The following is an 18,147-nucleotide window of genomic DNA, read 5'->3' as shown; positions in this document are numbered from 1 at the left end:
ACCGAGCCTACGACGGGTCAGAGGATGTCCAACGCCTCCGTCAGAACCCCGCGCAGCGTCCCCTCGATCCAGTCGAACTCGTCCTGGCCGATGATCAGCGGCGGGGAGAGCTGGATGACCGGGTCACCGCGGTCGTCGGCGCGACAGTAGATGCCGGCCTCGAACAGAGCTTTGGACAGGAATCCGCGCAGGAGCCGCTCGGACTCCTCCTCGTTGAAGGTCTCCCGGGTCTCCTTGTCCTTGACCAGTTCGATCCCGTAGAAGTAGCCCTCACCGCGGACGTCGCCGACGATCGGCAGATCGAGCAGCTTCTCCAAGGTGGAGCGGAACTTGGGCGCGTTCTCGTGCACGTGGTCGGTGAGCTTCTCGCGCTCGAAGATGTCCAGGTTGGCCATCGCGACCGCGGCGGAGACCGGGTGGCCACCGAAGGTGTAGCCGTGACCGAACGCTTCGGTGCCCTTGCGGAACGGTTCGAAGAGCCGGTCGCTGGCCATCATCACCCCGAGCGGGGAGTAGCCGGAGGTCAGGCCCTTGGCGGTGGTGATGATGTCGGGGACGTAGCCAAAGTCGTTGCAGGCGAAGATCTCTCCGATCCGGCCGAACGCGCAGATGGTCTCGTCCGAGACCAGCAACACGTCGTACTCGTCGCAGATCTCGCGCACCCGCTCGAAGTAGCCGGGCGGCGGCGGGAAGCAACCACCGGCGTTCTGCACCGGCTCCAGGAAGACGGCCGCAACGGTGTCCGGTCCCTCGAACTCGATGGCCTCACCGATGCGGTCGGCGGCCCAGCGACCGAACGCCTTCGGGTCGTCGCGCAGTTCGGGCTGCGCGCGGTAGATGTTGGTGTTCGGAGCACGGAACGCGCCCGGCACCAGCGGCTCGAAGGGGATCTTCAGATCCGGGATGCCGGTGATCGCCAACGCGCCCTGCGGGGTGCCGTGGTAGGCGATGGAGCGGCTGATCACCTTGTGCTTGGTGGGCTTGCCGGTCAGTTTGAAGTACTGCTTGGCCAGCTTCCAGGCGGACTCGACCGCCTCACCACCGCCGGTGGTGAAGAAGGCGCGGTTCAGGTCGCCGGGGGCGTAGGTCGCCAGGCGCTCGGCCAGGTCGATCGCCGGGGCGTGGGCGTAGGACCAGATCGGGAAGAAGGCCAGCTTCTCGGCCTGCTTGGCTGCGGCTTCCGCCAGTTCGGCGCGGCCGTGGCCCACCTGCACCGTGAACAGACCGGCCAGGCCATCGAAGTACTTCTTGCCGTTGACGTCCCAGATCCAGGCGCCTTCACCACGCTCGATGATCGGCACGTGCGCGCCGAGACCGCCCTCGGCAACGGGTTCGTAGACCGACTGCCGGGTGAAGTGACCCCACAGGTGGTCTCGGGCGGCGACGTACCGATCGGTGCCGCGGGGCGTCGTACCCGCACCGGAAGCGGTTGCGGCAGTTGAGGTTTCGGGTGTGGTGCTCATCGGGTTCCCCAGTCGTAGCGCTGTTTCGTCAGGTTGAGATACATCAGGGTCTCGGTCTGCGCGACGCCGTCGACGGCGCGGATCCGACTACCCAGCAGATTCAGGAGGTGATCGTCGTCCTCACAGACGACCTCGATCAGGATGTCGTAGCGTCCAGCGGTCACCACGACGTAGGCAGCCTCGTCCAGACGGGCCAGTTGATCGGCGACCTTCTGGATGTCGCCGCGCACGGTGATGCCGATGAGCGCCTGGCGCTGAAAGCCCACCTGGGTGGGATCGGTGACCGCGACGATCTGCAACGTCTCGTTCTCGAGCAACCGTTGCACCCGGGCGCGGACGGCGGCTTCCGACAGACCCACCTCGCGTGCAATGGTGGCGTAGGGCGCACGTCCATCGCGCTGCAGCATCGCGATGATCGCCTTCGCGGTGTCGTCCATGGCACCGGCGTCGCCACTTCGGCTGCGCATCGCGTCTGTCACAGGACCATCTTGGCACTGAATCCGTTGCGAAACAACCCTTGAACGATGAATTCGTGTTTTCTGTCCCGGTCGTGGCTATTCTTTCCGTATGGCGCTCAGTGCGTTCGACCTCTACTCGATCGGCATCGGGCCGTCGTCCTCCCACACGGTCGGGCCGATGCGCGCTGCGCGGATGTTCGCCAGCGGCCTGCCGCTGCCTCGCGTCAGCCGGATCAGCGCCCAACTGTTCGGCTCCCTGGGAGCGACGGGTCACGGCCACGGGTCGGACAAAGCCGTCGTGCTGGGGCTGGAGGGTTCGGCGCCCGAGACGGTCGACACCGCCACCACTGACTCGCGGTACGCCGAGGTGCGGCGCAGCGGCAAACTCACCGTGATGGGAGATCACCCCATCTCCTTCGATCCCGACACCGATCTGGTGCTGCACCGGCGCAAGACGTTGCCGACTCATCCCAACGGCATGTTGTTCGAAGCCTTCGACGCGGCCGGCGAGTTGGTTGACAGCCACGTCTATTACTCCGTCGGGGGCGGTTTCGTCGTCGATGAGACGGCCAGCGGCGCGGACCGCGTGGTGGAGGACGACACGGCGGTGCCGTTGCCCTTCAACACAGGGGCAGAGTTGCTCGCGATCTGTGAGCGGGAGAACTGCTCGATCAGCGAGGTGATGCTGCGCAACGAACAGGCCTGGCGCAGTGAGCAGGAGGTCCACGACGGTCTACTGCACCTGTGGTCGGTAATGCGCGAATGCGTCACCAATGGCTTCAACGCTAGCGGCGTGCTGCCCGGTGGTTTGAAGGTGCCCCGGCGGGCCCCTGCGCTCTTCGATGAGTTGATGCAGGCCGGTGCGCGAGACCCGTTGCACGTCATGGACTGGGTCAATCTCTACGCGCTGTCGGTCAACGAGGAGAACGCCGCTGGTGGACGCATAGTCACGGCACCGACCAATGGCGCAGCCGGGGTCATCCCGGCCGTCCTGCACTACTACGCACGGTTCGTCGACGGGGCTGACGAGGACGGCATCGTGCGCTTCCTGCTCACGGCGGCCGCGATCGGCATCCTGTTCAAGCAGAACGCGTCGATCTCCGGCGCCGAAGTCGGCTGCCAGGGGGAAGTGGGCTCGGCGTGCGCCATGGCTGCCGGCGCGTTGTGCGAGGTCACCGGAGGCACACCCACCCAGGTCGAGAACGCCGCCGAGATCGGCATCGAGCACAACCTGGGGCTGACCTGTGACCCGGTTGGTGGTCTGGTGCAGATTCCCTGCATCGAACGCAACGCCATTGCCAGCGTCAAAGCAATCAACGCCTCGCGGCTGTCGCTCAGCGGCACCGGGGTGCACGCCGTGAGCCTGGACAAGGCCATCAAGACCATGCGCGACACCGGTCGCGACATGTCCGTGAAGTACAAGGAGACCGCCCGGGGCGGTCTCGCAGTCAATGTGATCGAGTGTTGAGGTGGAGCTATGACCCGCATCCTGAAGAACTTCGTCAACGGCGAGTACGTCGAGGCGCGCGGCGACGCACGCCAGGACGTTGTCGACCCGAGCACCGGCCAGGTCGTCGCCTCCGCGGCGATCTCGACCGAGGCTGATGTCGACGCTGCGTACACCGCTGCGTCGAAGGCGTTCGAGGAGTGGGGGCAGACCACTCCTTCGGAGCGCCAGCAGGCCTTGCTCAAGTTCGCCGACGCCATCGAGAAGCGCGCCGATGACTTCATCAAGCTGGAAGCCCAGAACACCGGAAAGCCTTGGGCCCTCACCGAATCCGAAGAGATCCCGCCGATGCTTGACCAGCTGCGGTTCTTCGCTGGTGCCGCTCGCGTGCTGGAGGGCAAGGCAGCGGGGGAGTACATGAAGGGTCACACCTCGTGGATCCGGCGGGAGCCGATCGGTGTCGTCGGTCAGGTGACCCCGTGGAACTACCCGATGATGATGGCAATGTGGAAGATCGCCCCGGCGCTCGCCGCGGGCAACACCGTCGTCCTCAAGCCCAGCGACACCACCCCCGAGACCACGCTGTTGCTGGCCGAGGTCGCCGCGGAGTTCCTGCCGGCCGGTGCCTTCAACGTCGTGACCGGTGACCGCTCGACCGGGCAGTTGGTGGTCGAGCACAAGACCCCGCAACTGGTGGCAATCACTGGTTCGGTGCGCGCCGGCATCCAGGTGGCGCTCTCCGGCGCGGCCGATGTGAAGCGGGTGCACCTGGAGCTCGGCGGCAAGGCGCCGGTCATCGTCTTCGACGACGCGGACATCGAAGCGGCGGTCGAGGGCATCGCGGTCGCCGGCTACTTCAACGCCGGGCAGGACTGCACTGCGGCCACCCGCGTGCTCGTCCAGGAGGGCATCCACGACGAATTCGTCGCTGCCCTAGCCGAATACGCTAAGAACGAGGCCAAGGTCGGGCTGCCGGACGACGCGGACGCGCTGCTCGGCCCCGTCAACAACAGCAACCAGTTGGCGCACGTCACCGGTCTGCTGGAGCGGCTGCCCGACCACGCGTCGATCGCGGCTGGTGGATCCCGACTCACCGCCCTCGGTGGCGGATTCTACTTCGAGCCGACGGTCGTGTCCGGGCTGTTGCAGGACGACGAGGTCAGCCAGAACGAGATCTTCGGCCCGGTCATCACCGCGCAGAAGTTCACCGACGAGGCCGAGGCCATTGCCGCTGGCAACGGCGTGCAGTATGCGCTGGCGTCCTCGGTCTGGACCAAGGACTTCGGTCGGGCGATGCGCGTCTCCAAGGCGCTCGACTTCGGTTGCGTGTGGATCAACACCCACATCCCGCTCGTCGCCGAGATGCCGCACGGCGGGTTCAAGCACAGCGGGTACGGCAAGGACCTCTCGCTCTACGGCTTTGAGGACTACACGCGCATCAAGCACGTGATGGCCAACATCGAACTCTGAAATCACTGGTAGACAGGGAGATTCATCGTGGCATCTTCGGCAGCCGTGGACGGCGTCGCCAAGCAGCTTTACATCGGCGGTCAGTGGCGGGACGCCACCGACGGCAAGACACTCACCGTTGACAACCCGGCCACCGGGCAGGAGTTGGCCCGAGTGGCCGACGCCAGTCCGGCGGACGGGATAGCTGCGCTGACTGCTGCGGCCGATGCACAGAAGGACTGGGCGCGCACTGACCCGCGCGAGCGGGGAGAGTTGCTGCGCAAAGCATTCGAGCTCATCACCGAACGCGCGGACCTCTTCGCCGAGTTGATGACGCTGGAGATGGGCAAGCCGCTGGCCGAGGCGCGCGGTGAGGTCACCTACGGCGGGGAGTTCTTCCGCTGGTTCTCCGAGGAGGCCGTGCGGATCTCCGGCCGCTACTCGGTGGCACCGTCGGGTGGTACTCGACTGCTGACGATGAAGCAGCCGGTCGGTCCGACAGTGATGATCACCCCGTGGAACTTCCCGCTGGCCATGGGAACTCGCAAGATCGGCCCGGCCATCGCAGCGGGTTGCACCATGGTGGTGAAGCCGGCAGCTGAAACGCCACTGACGATGTTGGCGCTCGCCCAGTTGCTGGAAGAGGTGGGGCTGCCCGGCGGCGTACTCAATGTCATCACCACCTCGAGCAGTGGCGCGGTGATGGAGCCGATCATCCGTGACCCGCGCACCCGTAAGCTCACCTTCACCGGCTCGACTGCCGTGGGACGCACGCTGATCGAGCAGTCCGCCCAGCAGGTGTTGCGCGTCTCGATGGAGTTGGGCGGCAACGCGCCGTTCATCGTCTTCGAGGACGCCGACATCGACGCGGCCGTCGAGGGCGCGATGCTGGCGAAAATGCGCAACATCGGCGAAGCGTGCACGGCAGCTAACCGGCTCTATGTACATGCCTCTGTCGCAGACGAATTCGCCTCCAAGATGGCCGCGAAGATGGGCGGTCTGGTCGTCGCCGACGGGATGGACCCGAAGTCCCAGGTCGGTCCGTTGATCAACCAGAAGGCGATCGACAAGGTCGACGCCCTGGTGAAGGACGCCGTGACCAGAGGTGCGCAGGTGGTGACCGGTGGCTCGACGACCGGTGACGCAGGCTTCTTCTACGAGCCGACCGTCATCACCAACCTGCCGGCCGATGCCGACATGGTGCGTGAGGAGATCTTCGGACCGGTCGCTGCCATCCAGACCTTCACCGATGAGGACGAGGTCGTCGCGAAGGCCAATGACACCGAATACGGCCTGGCCTCATACTTCTTCACCCGGGACTTCTCCCGGGCGATCCGGGTTGCCGAGGCACTGGAGTACGGCATGGTCGGCGTCAACCAGGGCATCATCTCCAACCCAGCGGCACCGTTCGGTGGCGTGAAGGCCAGCGGGTTCGGCCGCGAGGGCGGGTTCGAGGGGATCGACGAGTACCTCGAGGACAAGTACGTCGGCATCAAACTCTGAGCGGCGGATCATGTGCTGCTGACAGCGCCTGGTGATACGAGACGTTCGGGATGCTCGCCGAACGCGCGTGTCGTGATCGGAAGAACCAAAGTTTCACTTTGTCGGGCCTTGTGTCGCTCTGCGGCCCTTTGAAAGGTTGGAAGTAGGCGGCGGTGTATGCCGTCCTCAACGAGGAGAGGGCTGACGATGTACCACAGCAACGGCAATTTCGAGGCGTTCGCGCAGGCGATCAAGCCGGAGGGGGCTGACAAGAAGAAGGCGTACTTCGTTGGATCCGGTCTCGCATCACTGGCTGGCGCCGCATTTCTGATCCGGGACGCCGGTGTCCCCGGCAAGAACATCACGGTGTTCGAGGAGCTCGCACTGCCCGGCGGCAGCATGGACGGAATCCTCGATGAACACAAGGGATTCATCATCCGCGGCGGTCGCGAGATGGAAGCGCACTTCGAAACTCTGTGGGACTTGTTCCGGTCGGTGCCGTCGCTGGCCAAACCGGGCGTCTCTGTGCTCGACGAGATGTATGAGTTGCACAAGTCCGACCCGAGCAGCAACCCGATGCGCGCGACGTACGAGCGGGGCAAGGCGGTCCCGTCCATGGGCGAGCTGACGCTGACGCCGAAGGCGGTCCAGGAGATCATCGATCTGGCGCTCACCCCGGAGTCGCAGCTGGACGACAAGCGCATCGATGAGTACTTCACCCAGGAGTTCTTCGACTCCAACTTTTGGCTGTACTGGGCGACCATGTTCGCGTTCGAGCCGTGGGCCAGCGCGCTGGAGATGCGTCGTTACCTGCTGCGCTTCATCCACCACGTCGCCACCTTGCCGGACCTGACCTCGTTGCGGTTCACGCACTACAACCAGTACGAGTCACTGATCGTGCCCCTGGTCAAGCACCTGGAGTCCGAGGGCGTGACGTTCCAGTACGACACCCAGGTCGAGGACATCGGGCTGGACCTCAGTGGGGGCAAGAAGGTCGCAACCTCTCTGGAACTGACGGTGGGCGGTGAGAAGAAGACCATCGACCTGACCACCGACGACCTGGTCTTCGTCACCAACGGTTCGATCACCGAGAGCAGCACCTTCGGCGACAACGACCACCCGGCGCCGATCGAGACCGACCACGGCGGGGCCTGGAAGCTGTGGAAGACGCTCGCCGCCAAGGACCCCTCCCTTGGTCACCCGGAGAAGTTCTGCGAGAACATCCCCAGCGACAACTGGGTCATCTCCGGAACTATCACTCTCACCGACGACAAGATCTGGCCCTACATCCAGAAGCTGACCGGCCGGGACCCGCGCAACGGCAAGATCGTCACCGGCGGACCGTGCAACTTCAAGGACTCCGGCTGGTTCTACGGCTTCACCATGAGTCGGCAGCCGCACTTCGAGAAGCAGGACCCCAACAAGGAGCTTGTGCTCTGGGTCTACGGCCTCTTCTCCGACCGGCCCGGCGACTACGTGAAGAAGCCGATCAAGGAGGCCACTGGCATCGAGCTCACCGAGGAGTTGCTCTACCACCTCGGTGTCCCCGTCGAGGAGATCCCCGACCTGGCCCGCAACAGTGCCAGCACGGTGCCGTGTCACATGCCCTACATCACCTCCTACTTCATGCCGCGCGCGGCCGGCGACCGCCCGTTGGTGGTGCCGGAGGGCTCAACGAACCTCGCCTTCATCGGCAACTTCGCTGAGACGCCGATCGACACGGTGTTCACCACTGAGTACTCCGTGCGCACCGCCATGGAGGCGGTCTACACGTTGCTGGACGTGAACCGTGGGGTGCCAGAGGTCTTCGGGTCGCAATACGACATCCGCGTGTTGTTGAGCGCGCTGTACTACCTCAACGACAAGAAGAAGCTGGCTGACGTGAAGCTACCCCTGATGACCAAGGTCGTCGGTGCTGCCGCACTGCACAAGGTGAAGGGCACCTACGTCGAGGAACTGCTCAAAGACGCCGGTCTGATCTAGTGCGCTGCCAGGGCACTACGGTGGGCAGATGTTTGAAGATCGACCGTGGCTGAGCAGCTATTCACAGGGTGTCCCGGCTGACGTCGAGATTCCGCTGGTCCTGCTGGACGGCCTGTTGCGACAGGCCGCCCAGCGGTGGCCCGACCGAGTTGCTGTCGACTTCTTCGGGGCCAGCACGACGTACCGCGAACTGGATGCTCAGGTCGATCGAGCGGCGGCGGGTCTTCGGCAACTCGGCGTGACCCCGGGCACGCGTGTCTCGTTGGTGATGCCCAACTGCACCGCCCACATCGTGGCGTTCTACGCCGTATTGCGTTGTGGTGCAGCGGTTGTCGAGCACAACCCGACGTACACAACGGCTGAACTGCACGATCAGCTCGGGTTGACTGGGTCCCGGGTGGTGCTGGTGTGGCGCAACCGCGTGGCCGACGTGCAGGTTGCTGCCCAGGACACCGACCTGCAACACATCGTGTCCGTGGACGTCGCGCGGGACCTGCCGCGCAAGATGCAGTTGTTGCTCCGGCTGCCGGTCAAGGCGGCTCGCAGCAAACGGGCGGCGCTCACGGGTGGCCCGGTTGGCGACGCGAAGGACTGGGCGGACCTGGTTCGCACTGAGCCCGGGGGCCAGCCTTCCGGCGCGCAGGAGCCGACCGACGAGGCACTGGTGCTCTTCACCGGTGGCACGACGGGGGTACCCAAGGGGGCGAGCATCACCCACTACAACCTGGTGGCGAATGCGACCCAAGGTACGGCGTGGGCGGGCTTCCAGCCGGGGGCCGAGGTGGTCTGTGGTGTCCTACCGTTCTTCCACGCGTTCGGGATGATCTTCTGCGTCGTCCTGCCACCGCTGATCGGCGCCACGCTCGTGGCGTTCCCGAACTTTGACCCACCCGCAGTGGTCGCGGGCCAGAAGCGGGCGCCGTACACCTTCATGCCAGCGGTCGCTCCGATGTTCAGCCGGATTCTGGATGCCGCCGGTGGTGTCTCGCTCGGGTCGATCAAACAAGCGTTCTGCGGTGCCATGCCGCTGGACGCGGCGACTGCCGACCGCTGGGAGCAGGCGACCGGCGGTCTGCTGATCGAGGGTTACGGTTCTACCGAGACTTCGCCGATCGTGCTGGGCAACCCGGCGTCGGAGAAGCGGCGACGCGGCGCGCTGGGAATTCCCTTCCCCAACACCGAAATTCGCGTGGTTGATCCCGATGACCAAACCGTCGAAGCCACTGCGAACGAAGCGGGCGTCGTCCGCGGCGAACTGCTGGTGCGCGGGCCGCAGGTCTTCGCCGGGTACGTCGATCGGCCGGAGGAGACCGCAAACGTGCTGTCGCCGGATGGTTGGTTACGCACCGGCGACGTCGTGGAGGTCGACCGCGACGGGTTTGCGGTGCTGGTCGATCGCACCAAGGAGATCATCATCGTGGGCGGTTTCAAGGTCTTCCCGACCGTCGTCGAGGAGCACTTGAGGGAACTGGCCGGCGTCGATGACGTCGCGGTCGTCGGCGTGCCACGTGGTGCGGGCGGCGACGAAGAGGTTGTCGCCGTCGTGGTCTCCGACGGTCAGCCACCCACCCTGGATCAGGTGCGTGAGCACGCCGCCCAGCGGCTGGCGAAGTACGCGGTCCCGCGACATCTGCACATCGTCGAAGAGCTACCCCGCTCGATGATCGGCAAGGTGCAGCGACGCTTGGTGCGTGACGACGTCCTGAAGCGGAATTCAGATTCCTGATCCGGCTCGGGCCGCGACCGCTCGACCTCGGACCAGAGCGCTCAGCGCACCGATCACGACGATCGACTCGGACACGATGGACACCACGCCGAGCGGTTCCCACCAGTTGCCGACGTCGTCGGCAAGCATCGGAAAGGCGACCACGCGGGTTGCCGCATAGCCAATCACCGCGAGGCCACAGGTGAGGACGGACAGCGCGTAGACGACGGCGGAGTCGTGGATGGCTATGGCCGCAGCCAGAATGAGGCAAGCGAGCGTCAACACGACGAACAAGACACCCATGTACGGCGCTTCATCAAGATGCGGAGCGATCACCGGCACATGCGCGATCGCGGCGACCACGACCGCCGCGATCATGAGCCAGCGGTAGGGGACCCGAAGCGGTCGTCCGAGCAAGCGGTCCATTCACTGCACCTCCCGTGCTGCCGGTCCGGTTGAACCGATCGGGAGGTGATTCGTCGCCACGGCGCCGACGGATCGACTACTCCTGACGACGGGAGAGGGCGCTCGGCCACCAGGTCTTGGGCCCGATGTCGATGGTCAGCGCGGGCACGAGCAATGTCCGCACGATCAGGGTGTCCAGCAGCACGCCGAACGCGACCAGGAAGGCCACCTGCACCAGGAAGAGCAGCGGGATCACCGCCAGTGCCGCGAAGGTTGCTGCCAGGACCACTCCGGCTGAGGTGATGACGCCACCGGTGGAGGTGAGTGCACGCACGATGCCCTCCCGGGTGCCGTGCTGCATCGACTCTTCCCGGGCCCGGGTCATCAGGAAGATGTTGTAGTCGATCCCGAGGGCGACCAGGAAGACGAAGGCGAACAGCGGCACCACGGGGTCGGCGCCGGCGAAGCCGAACGGGCCGTTGAACAACAGCGCGGCGACACCGAGGGTGGCTGCGAAGGACAACACAGTGGTCGCCAGCAGCAGGATGGGAGCCAGGACGCTGCGTAGCAGCAGCATGAGCACCAGCAGGACCACGACCAGGACGACCGGGATGATCAGGTTGCGGTCGCGGATCGAGGTCAGCCGGGTGTCCAGGTCGGTCGCGGTGGTGCCACCGACGACCGCCTCGGAGCCGGCGATGGCATGTACGGCGTCCCGCAACTTCTCGACCGTGTCTTGCGCTGGGAGCGACTCGGCGTTGTCCTTCAGGACCACCTGAACGGCGACGCGCCCGTCCTTGACGACCGGCTGCCCGTCGGTGGCGAGGACCTCGGCGGACGCCACCCCGGCGGTCGACTTTGCTGCGGCGACAACGCTGTTCGCACTCTGCTGCTCCGCGATGATCCAGGTCGGCGAGCCGCTGCCGGCGTCGAAGTGCTCGGCCTGGAGTTTGGCGCCCTCGACCGAACCGACGGTGCCGATGAAGTAATCGGTGGTGGCGATGCCGTCGGCCTTGAAGGTCGGTGCGAAGGCGGCCGCGGCAGCCAGAGCAACAGCGGTGGTGATCCAGATCTTGCGCGGTTTCGAGGCCACCCAGTGCGCGACCTTCGACCAGAACTTATGGCCCTGACCCTCAGACACGTCGTCGGTGACCTTGGGCTCGAAGGGCCAGAACGCTTTGCGGCCCAGCAGGGCCAGGGCAGCAGGCAGGAAGGTCATCGAGGCCAGGAAGGAGGCGACAATGCCCAGCGCAGCGACCGGTCCGAGACTGCGGTTGGAGTTCAGATCGGACAGGAGCAGGCACAGGACGCCGAGGATGACCGTGGCGGCGGAGGCCGCGACCGGCTCGATGGTGGCGCGGTACGCCGAGCGCAGCGCCGCGACCTTGTCTTGGGTGTGCATCAGCTCTTCACGGAACCGGGCGACCAGTAGCAGCGCGTAGTCCGTGGCGGCGCCGAAGACCAGGATGAACAAGATGCCCTGGCTCTGGCCGTTGAGGTCCAGGATGCCCTGTTTGGTGAGGAAATAGACTGCGCCAGAGGCTAATCCGAGGGCGAAGATCGCAGAGATCAGTACGACGAACGGCAGGATCGGGCTGCGATAGACCACGGTCAGGATGAGGATCACGACCCCACCGGCCACCAGGAGCAGCAAGCCGTCGATGCCCTTGAAGGCCTCACTGAGGTCCGCGATCTGACCGGCTGGTCCGGTCACTTTGACGGTCAGGCCATCCGGTGGGCTGCGCAACGCATCGCGCAAGGTCGTCACCGTGTCGGCGGGTTCGCCGGCGGAGTCGATGGGTACGAAGACCTGCGCCGCCTTCTGGTCTTTCGAGGGGATCGGCGGGGAGATCTGCTTGCCGAAGCCGCTCTGGCCGGCGAATTCCTGCGTCTGCTTGGTCAGCCACGCCTTGTCCGCCGCGGTGATCCCGCCATCACGCACCGCGATCACGATCGCCGGTACCTCACTGGTGTCCTGGAACTTCTCCAGTTCCTTCTGTGCCTTGGTCGACTCGGCCGAGGCGGGCAGGAAGGCGGTGTTGTCGTTGGTCGACACCGAGGCGAGCTTGCCGGCGTACGGTCCGGTGAAACTGCCCACCACCAGCCAGGCCAGGAGAACCAGGGCTGGGATGAGCCAGCGTTTGCGGGACGTGGCTGACGATGCGCTCATCGAGCCATCCTGTCAAAGCGTGGGGTGCTGGAGGCGGTGCTGGTCTTCGAACGCAAGCTCGCACCACCGAGTTCGGTGGCGGTTTGCTGGTCTGTCGGATGCGAATGCGCCAACGACATCCAAAGCCGGCCGTCCAGCCCTGTCGTGTGCTCAGGACGGTGCCAGCACCCGTAGGCCCAGGTGGTTCGCGGCCTCGCCCAGCCGCGCGTCGTACGTGAGCACGGCTTCCAACTCGTCGCCCAGCGTCAACGCGCTGGCCAAGTGGACGGCGTCCAGGGTGCGCAGCGTGATCGGCTCCAGAACGGCGGCGGCGTCGAAGATCGCCGGGGTCGCGGCCAGCAGAACCAACCGGGACAGAACATCGCGGGCCGCGCTCACTGCCGCAGGAGTGCTGCGCCGTGAGGCTCGCAGCAACTCGGTTCTCGCAAGATCGCTCGAGACCAGCACCGCGCCCGATGTCGTGAGTTGGTGGACTGCTGCTGATTCCGGTTCGCGCACCACCAGTTTCACCAGGGCGGACGTGTCGGCGTAGATCATCAGTACCGCTCGTCGTCGCGCATGTCTCGCAGAACCGAACTCAGATCTGCCTCGAGTTGGGGGGCGGGAAGGTCGGCGAGCGCATGCAACGGTGCTCGCGCCGCGCCGGAGGCAATCAGCCGGTCAAGGAGAGACTGCTCAAGCGGCGTCAGCCGGGCCACGGGTCGCCCACGGTCAGTGATCGTGATCGACTCGCCGGCGGCTGCCGCGGAAACCACCTGCGAGGCGTTCTGTTTGAGCGCGCGAATCCCGACTTCCATGTGCTACATCGTAGAACACTGTGGCTTGGGGGAGAATGGCGCCCGTGAGTTCAGCAGCCTCAGAAACGCAGCGCACCGTCGCGTTGCTCGGATCGACCGGTTCCATCGGCACCCAGGCCGTCCAGATCGTCACGGCCAACCCGGATCGCTTCCGCGTCGTCGCGATTAGCGCCGGTGGCCGGGATCTCGACCTCGTCGCGCGGCAGGCGGTGCAACTGCAAGCGGAGCGGGTGGGAATCGCGAGCGGGCAGGAGCGCGACCTGGCCACCCGGATCGGTGAGCTGGCCCGGGAAGCCGGCCGATCGGCGTACCTGCCACAGATCGTCACCGGCCCCGACGCGAGCGTGGCCGTTGCGCAAAGTGGCGCCGACGTCGTCCTGAACGGGATCACCGGATCGATCGGGTTGCGCCCGACTTTGGCTGCGCTGCAAGCTGGTTCGACGTTGGCGCTGGCGAACAAGGAGTCGCTGATCGTCGGCGGACCGCTGGTCAAGGAGCGGGTGAAGCCGGGGCAGCTGGTGCCCGTCGACAGTGAGCACAGCGCGATCGCCCAGTGCCTGCTGGCAGGCACCAAGCCCGAGGTACGCCGATTGGTCGTCACCGCGAGCGGCGGCCCGTTCCGTGGCTGGTCACCTGAGCGACTGAAAGCGGTGACCCCTGCGCAGGCGCTTGCCCACCCGAACTTCGCGATGGGCAAGGTCATCACCACCAACTCGGCCACCTTGGTCAACAAGGGCTTGGAGGTCATCGAGGCGCATCTGCTGTTCGACGTGCCGTTCGAGCAGATCGAGGTCGTGGTGCACCCGCAGCAGTACATCCACTCGATGGTGGAATTCGTTGACGGCTCAACGGTGGCGCAGTGCGGCCCGCCCAGCATGCTGGTGCCCATCTCCCTGGGGCTGGACTGGCCGCACCGGGTGCCTGACGCGGAGGCGCCGATCGACTGGACCCAGGCCCGCAGCTGGGAATTCGAGCCGCTGGACAACGAAGCGTTCCCGGCGGTGGCGTTGGCCCGGCAGGTCGGGGAGGCGGGCCGGACCTTCCCGGCGGTCTACAACGCGGCCAACGAGGAGTGCGTCGAGGCGTTCCACGCCGGGCGGATCGCGTTCACCGACATCGTGCCGACGGTGCAGCGAGTCGTCGACGAGCACACCCCGGACACACAGCTGGATCTGGACACGGTGCTCGCCGCCGAGGACTGGGCGCGGATCCGCACCCACGAACTATTGAAGGACTGACAGATGCGCGTGCGAGGATGCCGAACGTGCTGTTCGTAGTCGGCGTCCTGCTCATCGCGCTCGGGGTGGCGTTGTCCATTGCGCTGCACGAGATCGGCCACCTGGTGCCGGCCAAGAAGTTCGGCGTCAAGGTGACTCAGTACATGGTCGGTTTCGGGCCGACGGTGTGGTCGCGGACCCGCGGGGAGACCGAGTACGGCATCAAGGCGATCCCGCTAGGTGGCTACATCCGGATGATCGGGATGTTCCCGCCGAAACCCGGGCATCGGGCCGCGAACGCGTCCACCGGGCGGTTCAGCCAACTGGTCGACCAGATGCGCGACGAAGCGCAGGCGGAGGTCAGTGAGGCCGACGACCAGCGAGCCTTCTACCGGCTGAAGACCTGGCAGAAGGTCACCGTGATGTTCGGCGGCCCGTTCATGAACCTGGTCATCGCGTCGGTGTTGATGCTGATCATCCTGGTCGGGATCGGCACCCCGAAGATCACCGGCACGGTGCTGGGCGGCATCGCGCCGTGCACCAGCAGTGCGTGCAGTCCCGCCGCCAAGGCCGGGTTGAAGGATGGCGACAAGGTCGTATCGGTGGGCGGGGTTGCCGTCGTCACTCCCACTCAGGTGACCCAGCAGATCCGCCCGCATGCGGGCGAAACGGTGCCGATCGTCGTACGTCGGGATGGTCAGGAGATCACCCTGTCCGTCACGCCGGAGGAAGGCACCCTGCCCAAACTGGACGCGGACGGCAATGCGGTCACCGACGCGAACGGCAAGGCAGTCACCGAGAAGACGGGCATGGTCGGCGCGTCGCTGGCCTCGACGCACATCTACGTACGGCAGCCGGTCAGCGAGGTACCCGGGGTCATCGGCAACGGACTGAAGCAGACCGCCAGCGTCTTCCTGAAGCTGCCGCAGAAGATGGCCGGAGTCTTCCAGGCGGCGTTCAGCGGGCAGCAGCGAGACCAGGAATCGCCCGTCTCCGTGGTCGGTGTCGGTCGGCTCGGCGGTGACGTCGCGAACGACTCGCACGTGGCGCTGCTGGACAAGGTCGTGATGCTGCTCAGCCTGCTGGCCGGGCTGAACCTGGCGCTGTTCGTCTTCAACCTGGTGCCGCTGCTGCCGTTGGACGGCGGGCACATCGCCGGCGCGCTCTGGGAGGGCGTGAAGCGGCGGATCGCCCGGCTACGCGGACAGACCGGTGAGGTCTACGTCGACGTCGCGAAGGGATTGCCCGTGGCGTACGCCGTGGCGCTGGTCCTGATCGGCATGTCGGCCCTGTTGATGTACGCCGATATCGTCAATCCGGTGAAGTTCTAGTCCCCGAACCGGTTCAGCTTGATCAGCAGGCCGCCGGGGGAGCGCAGGATCAGTTGCCGCCCGAACCCGGTGGTTTCGACCGGCCCCGTCGCATAGGGCGACGTCGCGAACTGCGCGAGCTCGTCGTCCGTTGCCTCGAAATTCAGCTCCACCTCGCCCTCGTGCTGCTCGGGGTTCGGCGGGTGGGCCAGCAACGACAACTCCGTGCCGTCAGCTAGGTGTAGGAGCGCGAAGTCACCGTCCGGATCGGCGTGCAACACCGATGCGCCCAACGACTGGTAGAACTCCAGGCTGGGCGCCAGTTCCTCGACGTGCACCATCGGCTGCAGCTTCATGAGGGTGACGGTACGGCGGGTGGCTGGGACTGCCGCCACCCTGGGGGATACTGGATGGCATGAGTGTTTCGCTCGGCATGCCGTCGGTCAAAGAAGCCCCGCAGCTGATTGCGCCGCGGCGCAAGTCCCGCAAGATCCGGGTCGGCAAAGTCGAGGTCGGTGGCGATGCCCCGGTGTCGGTGCAGTCGATGACCACTACGCCGACGACCGACATCAACGCCACGCTGCAGCAGATCGCCGAACTCACCGCCGCCGGCTGCGACATCGTGCGGGTGGCCTGCCCGAGCCAGGACGACGCCGACGCGTTGCCGATGATCGCCAAGAAGAGCCAGATCCCGGTCATCGCGGACATCCACTTCCAGCCCAAGTACGTCTTCGCGGCCATTGACGCCGGGTGCGCGGGGGTGCGCGTGAACCCCGGCAACATCCGCAAGTTCGACGACCAGGTCAAGGAGATTGCGCGGGCCGCCAAGGACGCCGGCGTCTCGATCCGGATCGGCGTCAACGCGGGGTCCCTGGATAAGCGGTTGCTGGAGAAGTACGGCAAACCGACCGCGGAGGCCCTGGTGGAGTCCGCGGTCTGGGAGGCGAGCCTCTTCGAGGAGCACGATTTCCACGACTTCAAGATCTCGGTCAAGCACAACGACCCGGTCGTGATGGTCCGGGCCTACGAGCAACTCGCGCAGCGCGGTGACTGGCCGCTGCACCTGGGTGTGACCGAGGCCGGTCCGGCGTTCCAGGGCACCATCAAGTCCGCCGTGGCGTTCGGCGCGCTGCTGTCACGGGGGATCGGCGACACCATCCGGGTCTCCCTGTCCGCGCCGCCGGTCGAGGAGATCAAGGTCGGCAACCAGATCCTCCAAAGCCTGAACCTCAAGCCCCGCAAGCTGGAGATCGTCTCCTGCCCGTCCTGCGGTCGCGCCCAGGTCGACGTCTACACGCTGGCCGAGCAGGTCACCAAGGGCCTGGAGGGCATGGAGGTGCCGCTGCGGGTGGCCGTCATGGGCTGTGTCGTGAACGGTCCGGGTGAGGCCCGCGAGGCCGACCTGGGCGTCGCCTCCGGCAACGGCAAGGGCCAGATCTTCGTCAAGGGCGAGGTCATCAAGACCGTCCCCGAGTCGCAGATCGTGGAGACGCTGATCGAGGAAGCGATGCGGATCGCCGAGGAGATGGAGCCGGTGGAGGGTTCGGCGCCGGCGGTCACGATCAGCTGAGGTCGCGCAGGGCCTCGACCCATCGACGTACGACGTCCTGCCGGAACGGTGCCCGCCCCGCCTGGACGTCGGCCAGCAACCCGTCCGCGTCCTTGCGGGCCTGCGCGATGACCTCGTCCGGGTAGCCGAACAGCTTCTGGTGCTCGAGGAACTCGTCCTCATCATCGACGTACGGCGCTTGGCCGCCTCGCTCGACCACGTCCAGATCGAGGTCGATCATGGACACCTCGAGCCCGGACCCGGTTGTCGTCCACACCGGCACGGTCGCCAGGTCGATGTAGTACCGGATCAAACCCTCCGGGCCGGTGTCGTAGAGCCGCCCGACCCAGCCCTCGTGGCGGGGGAACAGCAGGGTGTGGTCGCGCTTGGCAACCACGCGGCGGCCCGGCCGGTAGAACTCGGTGTCCGCGGAGAAGCCGACCCACACGCCGTACTCGTCATCACCCAGCAGCACACCGTCGGACTGCCAGTGCTGGCGACCGTCCCACTTGGTGAAGTTGACGTGCACCGGGGTCCCGGGGCGCGCGGAATCGTCCATCCCGATAGCTAAGCAACGAAGAGCCGCGGAAAGCCGCTGAAACTCCGCGGACTCAGAGACTTCGCAGCATGTCGAGCCAGTGCCGGCCGGTGTCCTCGTCGAAGGGTGGCCGGTGCGCGCGGACTTCTTCCAACAGCGCGTCGGCGACGGCGC

16 protein-coding genes are annotated in these 18,147 nt (G+C 66.0%); 8 read left to right on the top strand and 8 right to left on the bottom strand.

The features are described from left to right. Positions 1 to 17: 17 nt before the first annotated feature. Both DR843_RS09685 and DR843_RS09680 read right to left on the bottom strand, forming a co-directional pair. Positions 18 to 1,463: an aspartate aminotransferase family protein gene (locus DR843_RS09685; RefSeq protein WP_109685376.1), complete on the bottom strand. Its 1,446-nt coding sequence runs from the start codon at positions 1,461 to 1,463 to the stop codon at positions 18 to 20. Continuing rightward, entirely contained in the window at positions 1,460 to 1,930 is a 471-nt protein-coding gene (locus DR843_RS09680) for an Lrp/AsnC family transcriptional regulator (protein WP_109685374.1), read from the bottom strand. Before DR843_RS09680 ends, DR843_RS09685 begins: the two co-directional genes overlap by 4 nt. Positions 1,931 to 2,030: 100 nt before the next feature. On the opposite strand from DR843_RS09680, the gene DR843_RS09675 reads away from it, so the two are divergent. The 5 genes from DR843_RS09675 (at position 2,031) to DR843_RS09655 (ending at position 10,008) form a co-directional block, all read left to right on the top strand. Beyond that, on the top strand, positions 2,031 to 3,389 hold the full coding sequence (locus DR843_RS09675; RefSeq protein ID WP_109685372.1) for an L-serine ammonia-lyase: 1,359 nt from the start codon (positions 2,031 to 2,033) through the stop codon (positions 3,387 to 3,389). 9 nt (positions 3,390 to 3,398) lie between these two features. Further along, entirely contained in the window at positions 3,399 to 4,838 is a 1,440-nt protein-coding gene (locus tag DR843_RS09670) for a gamma-aminobutyraldehyde dehydrogenase (RefSeq protein WP_109685370.1), read from the top strand. A gap of 24 nt (positions 4,839 to 4,862) precedes the next feature. Continuing rightward, positions 4,863 to 6,320, top strand: coding sequence for an NAD-dependent succinate-semialdehyde dehydrogenase (locus tag DR843_RS09665; protein ID WP_425451579.1), 1,458 nt, complete (start codon positions 4,863 to 4,865; stop codon positions 6,318 to 6,320). A 186-nt stretch (positions 6,321 to 6,506) separates the two neighbouring features. Further along, complete coding sequence (locus DR843_RS09660; protein WP_109685365.1) at positions 6,507 to 8,282, top strand: oleate hydratase; 1,776 nt, start codon at positions 6,507 to 6,509, stop codon at positions 8,280 to 8,282. A gap of 28 nt (positions 8,283 to 8,310) precedes the next feature. Then, a complete protein-coding gene (locus DR843_RS09655; protein ID WP_109685363.1) occupies positions 8,311 to 10,008 on the top strand; it encodes an AMP-binding protein in 1,698 nt (565 codons plus the stop codon). Here DR843_RS09655 and DR843_RS09650 read toward each other — a convergent pair. The 4 genes from DR843_RS09650 to DR843_RS09635 form a co-directional block, all read right to left on the bottom strand. After that, entirely contained in the window at positions 9,997 to 10,365 is a 369-nt protein-coding gene (locus DR843_RS09650) for a hypothetical protein (protein WP_146202547.1), read from the bottom strand. The two genes, DR843_RS09655 and DR843_RS09650, sit on opposite strands and share 12 nt — an antisense overlap. A gap of 124 nt (positions 10,366 to 10,489) precedes the next feature. Then, the gene (locus DR843_RS09645) at positions 10,490 to 12,562 is read right to left on the bottom strand and encodes an MMPL family transporter (RefSeq protein ID WP_109685360.1); all 2,073 of its coding nucleotides are present in this window, start codon (positions 12,560 to 12,562) and stop codon (positions 10,490 to 10,492) included. A 150-nt stretch (positions 12,563 to 12,712) separates the two neighbouring features. Beyond that, positions 12,713 to 13,099 carry a type II toxin-antitoxin system VapC family toxin gene (locus DR843_RS09640; RefSeq protein WP_172461491.1) on the bottom strand — a complete coding sequence of 129 codons (387 nt, stop codon included), beginning with the start codon at positions 13,097 to 13,099 and terminating at the stop codon, positions 12,713 to 12,715. Beyond that, complete coding sequence (locus tag DR843_RS09635; RefSeq protein WP_109685356.1) at positions 13,099 to 13,359, bottom strand: type II toxin-antitoxin system Phd/YefM family antitoxin; 261 nt, start codon at positions 13,357 to 13,359, stop codon at positions 13,099 to 13,101. Before DR843_RS09635 ends, DR843_RS09640 begins: the two co-directional genes overlap by 1 nt. Before the next feature lie 35 nt (positions 13,360 to 13,394). Between DR843_RS09635 and dxr the strand changes: the two genes are divergently transcribed. Together dxr and DR843_RS09625 are read left to right on the top strand one after the other, a co-directional pair. Next, a complete protein-coding gene (gene dxr / locus DR843_RS09630) occupies positions 13,395 to 14,597 on the top strand; it encodes a 1-deoxy-D-xylulose-5-phosphate reductoisomerase (RefSeq protein WP_109685354.1) in 1,203 nt (400 codons plus the stop codon). 17 nt (positions 14,598 to 14,614) lie between these two features. Continuing rightward, a complete protein-coding gene (locus DR843_RS09625; RefSeq protein ID WP_109685352.1) occupies positions 14,615 to 15,907 on the top strand; it encodes a M50 family metallopeptidase in 1,293 nt (430 codons plus the stop codon). On the opposite strand, the gene DR843_RS09620 is transcribed toward DR843_RS09625, so the two are convergent. Beyond that, on the bottom strand, positions 15,904 to 16,242 hold the full coding sequence (locus DR843_RS09620; RefSeq protein ID WP_109685350.1) for a VOC family protein: 339 nt from the start codon (positions 16,240 to 16,242) through the stop codon (positions 15,904 to 15,906). The genes DR843_RS09625 and DR843_RS09620 overlap by 4 nt on opposite strands. A gap of 59 nt (positions 16,243 to 16,301) precedes the next feature. Here DR843_RS09620 and ispG point away from each other — a divergent pair, with 59 nt between their 5' ends. Then, positions 16,302 to 17,456, top strand: a complete 1,155-nt coding sequence (gene ispG, locus DR843_RS09615) for a flavodoxin-dependent (E)-4-hydroxy-3-methylbut-2-enyl-diphosphate synthase (protein WP_109685348.1) — start codon at positions 16,302 to 16,304, stop codon at positions 17,454 to 17,456. On the opposite strand, the gene DR843_RS09610 is transcribed toward ispG, so the two are convergent. Then, positions 17,449 to 17,994 (bottom strand): DUF402 domain-containing protein, encoded by a 546-nt coding sequence (locus DR843_RS09610; protein ID WP_109685346.1) that lies wholly within the window; start codon positions 17,992 to 17,994, stop codon positions 17,449 to 17,451. The genes ispG and DR843_RS09610 overlap by 8 nt on opposite strands. Positions 17,995 to 18,147: the final 153 nt, after the last annotated feature.

It is taken from the genome of Branchiibius hedensis (assembly GCF_900108585.1).
Lineage (GTDB): Bacteria > Actinomycetota > Actinomycetes > Actinomycetales > Dermatophilaceae > Branchiibius > Branchiibius hedensis.
This window is presented reverse-complemented; position numbering and strand designations above follow the sequence as displayed.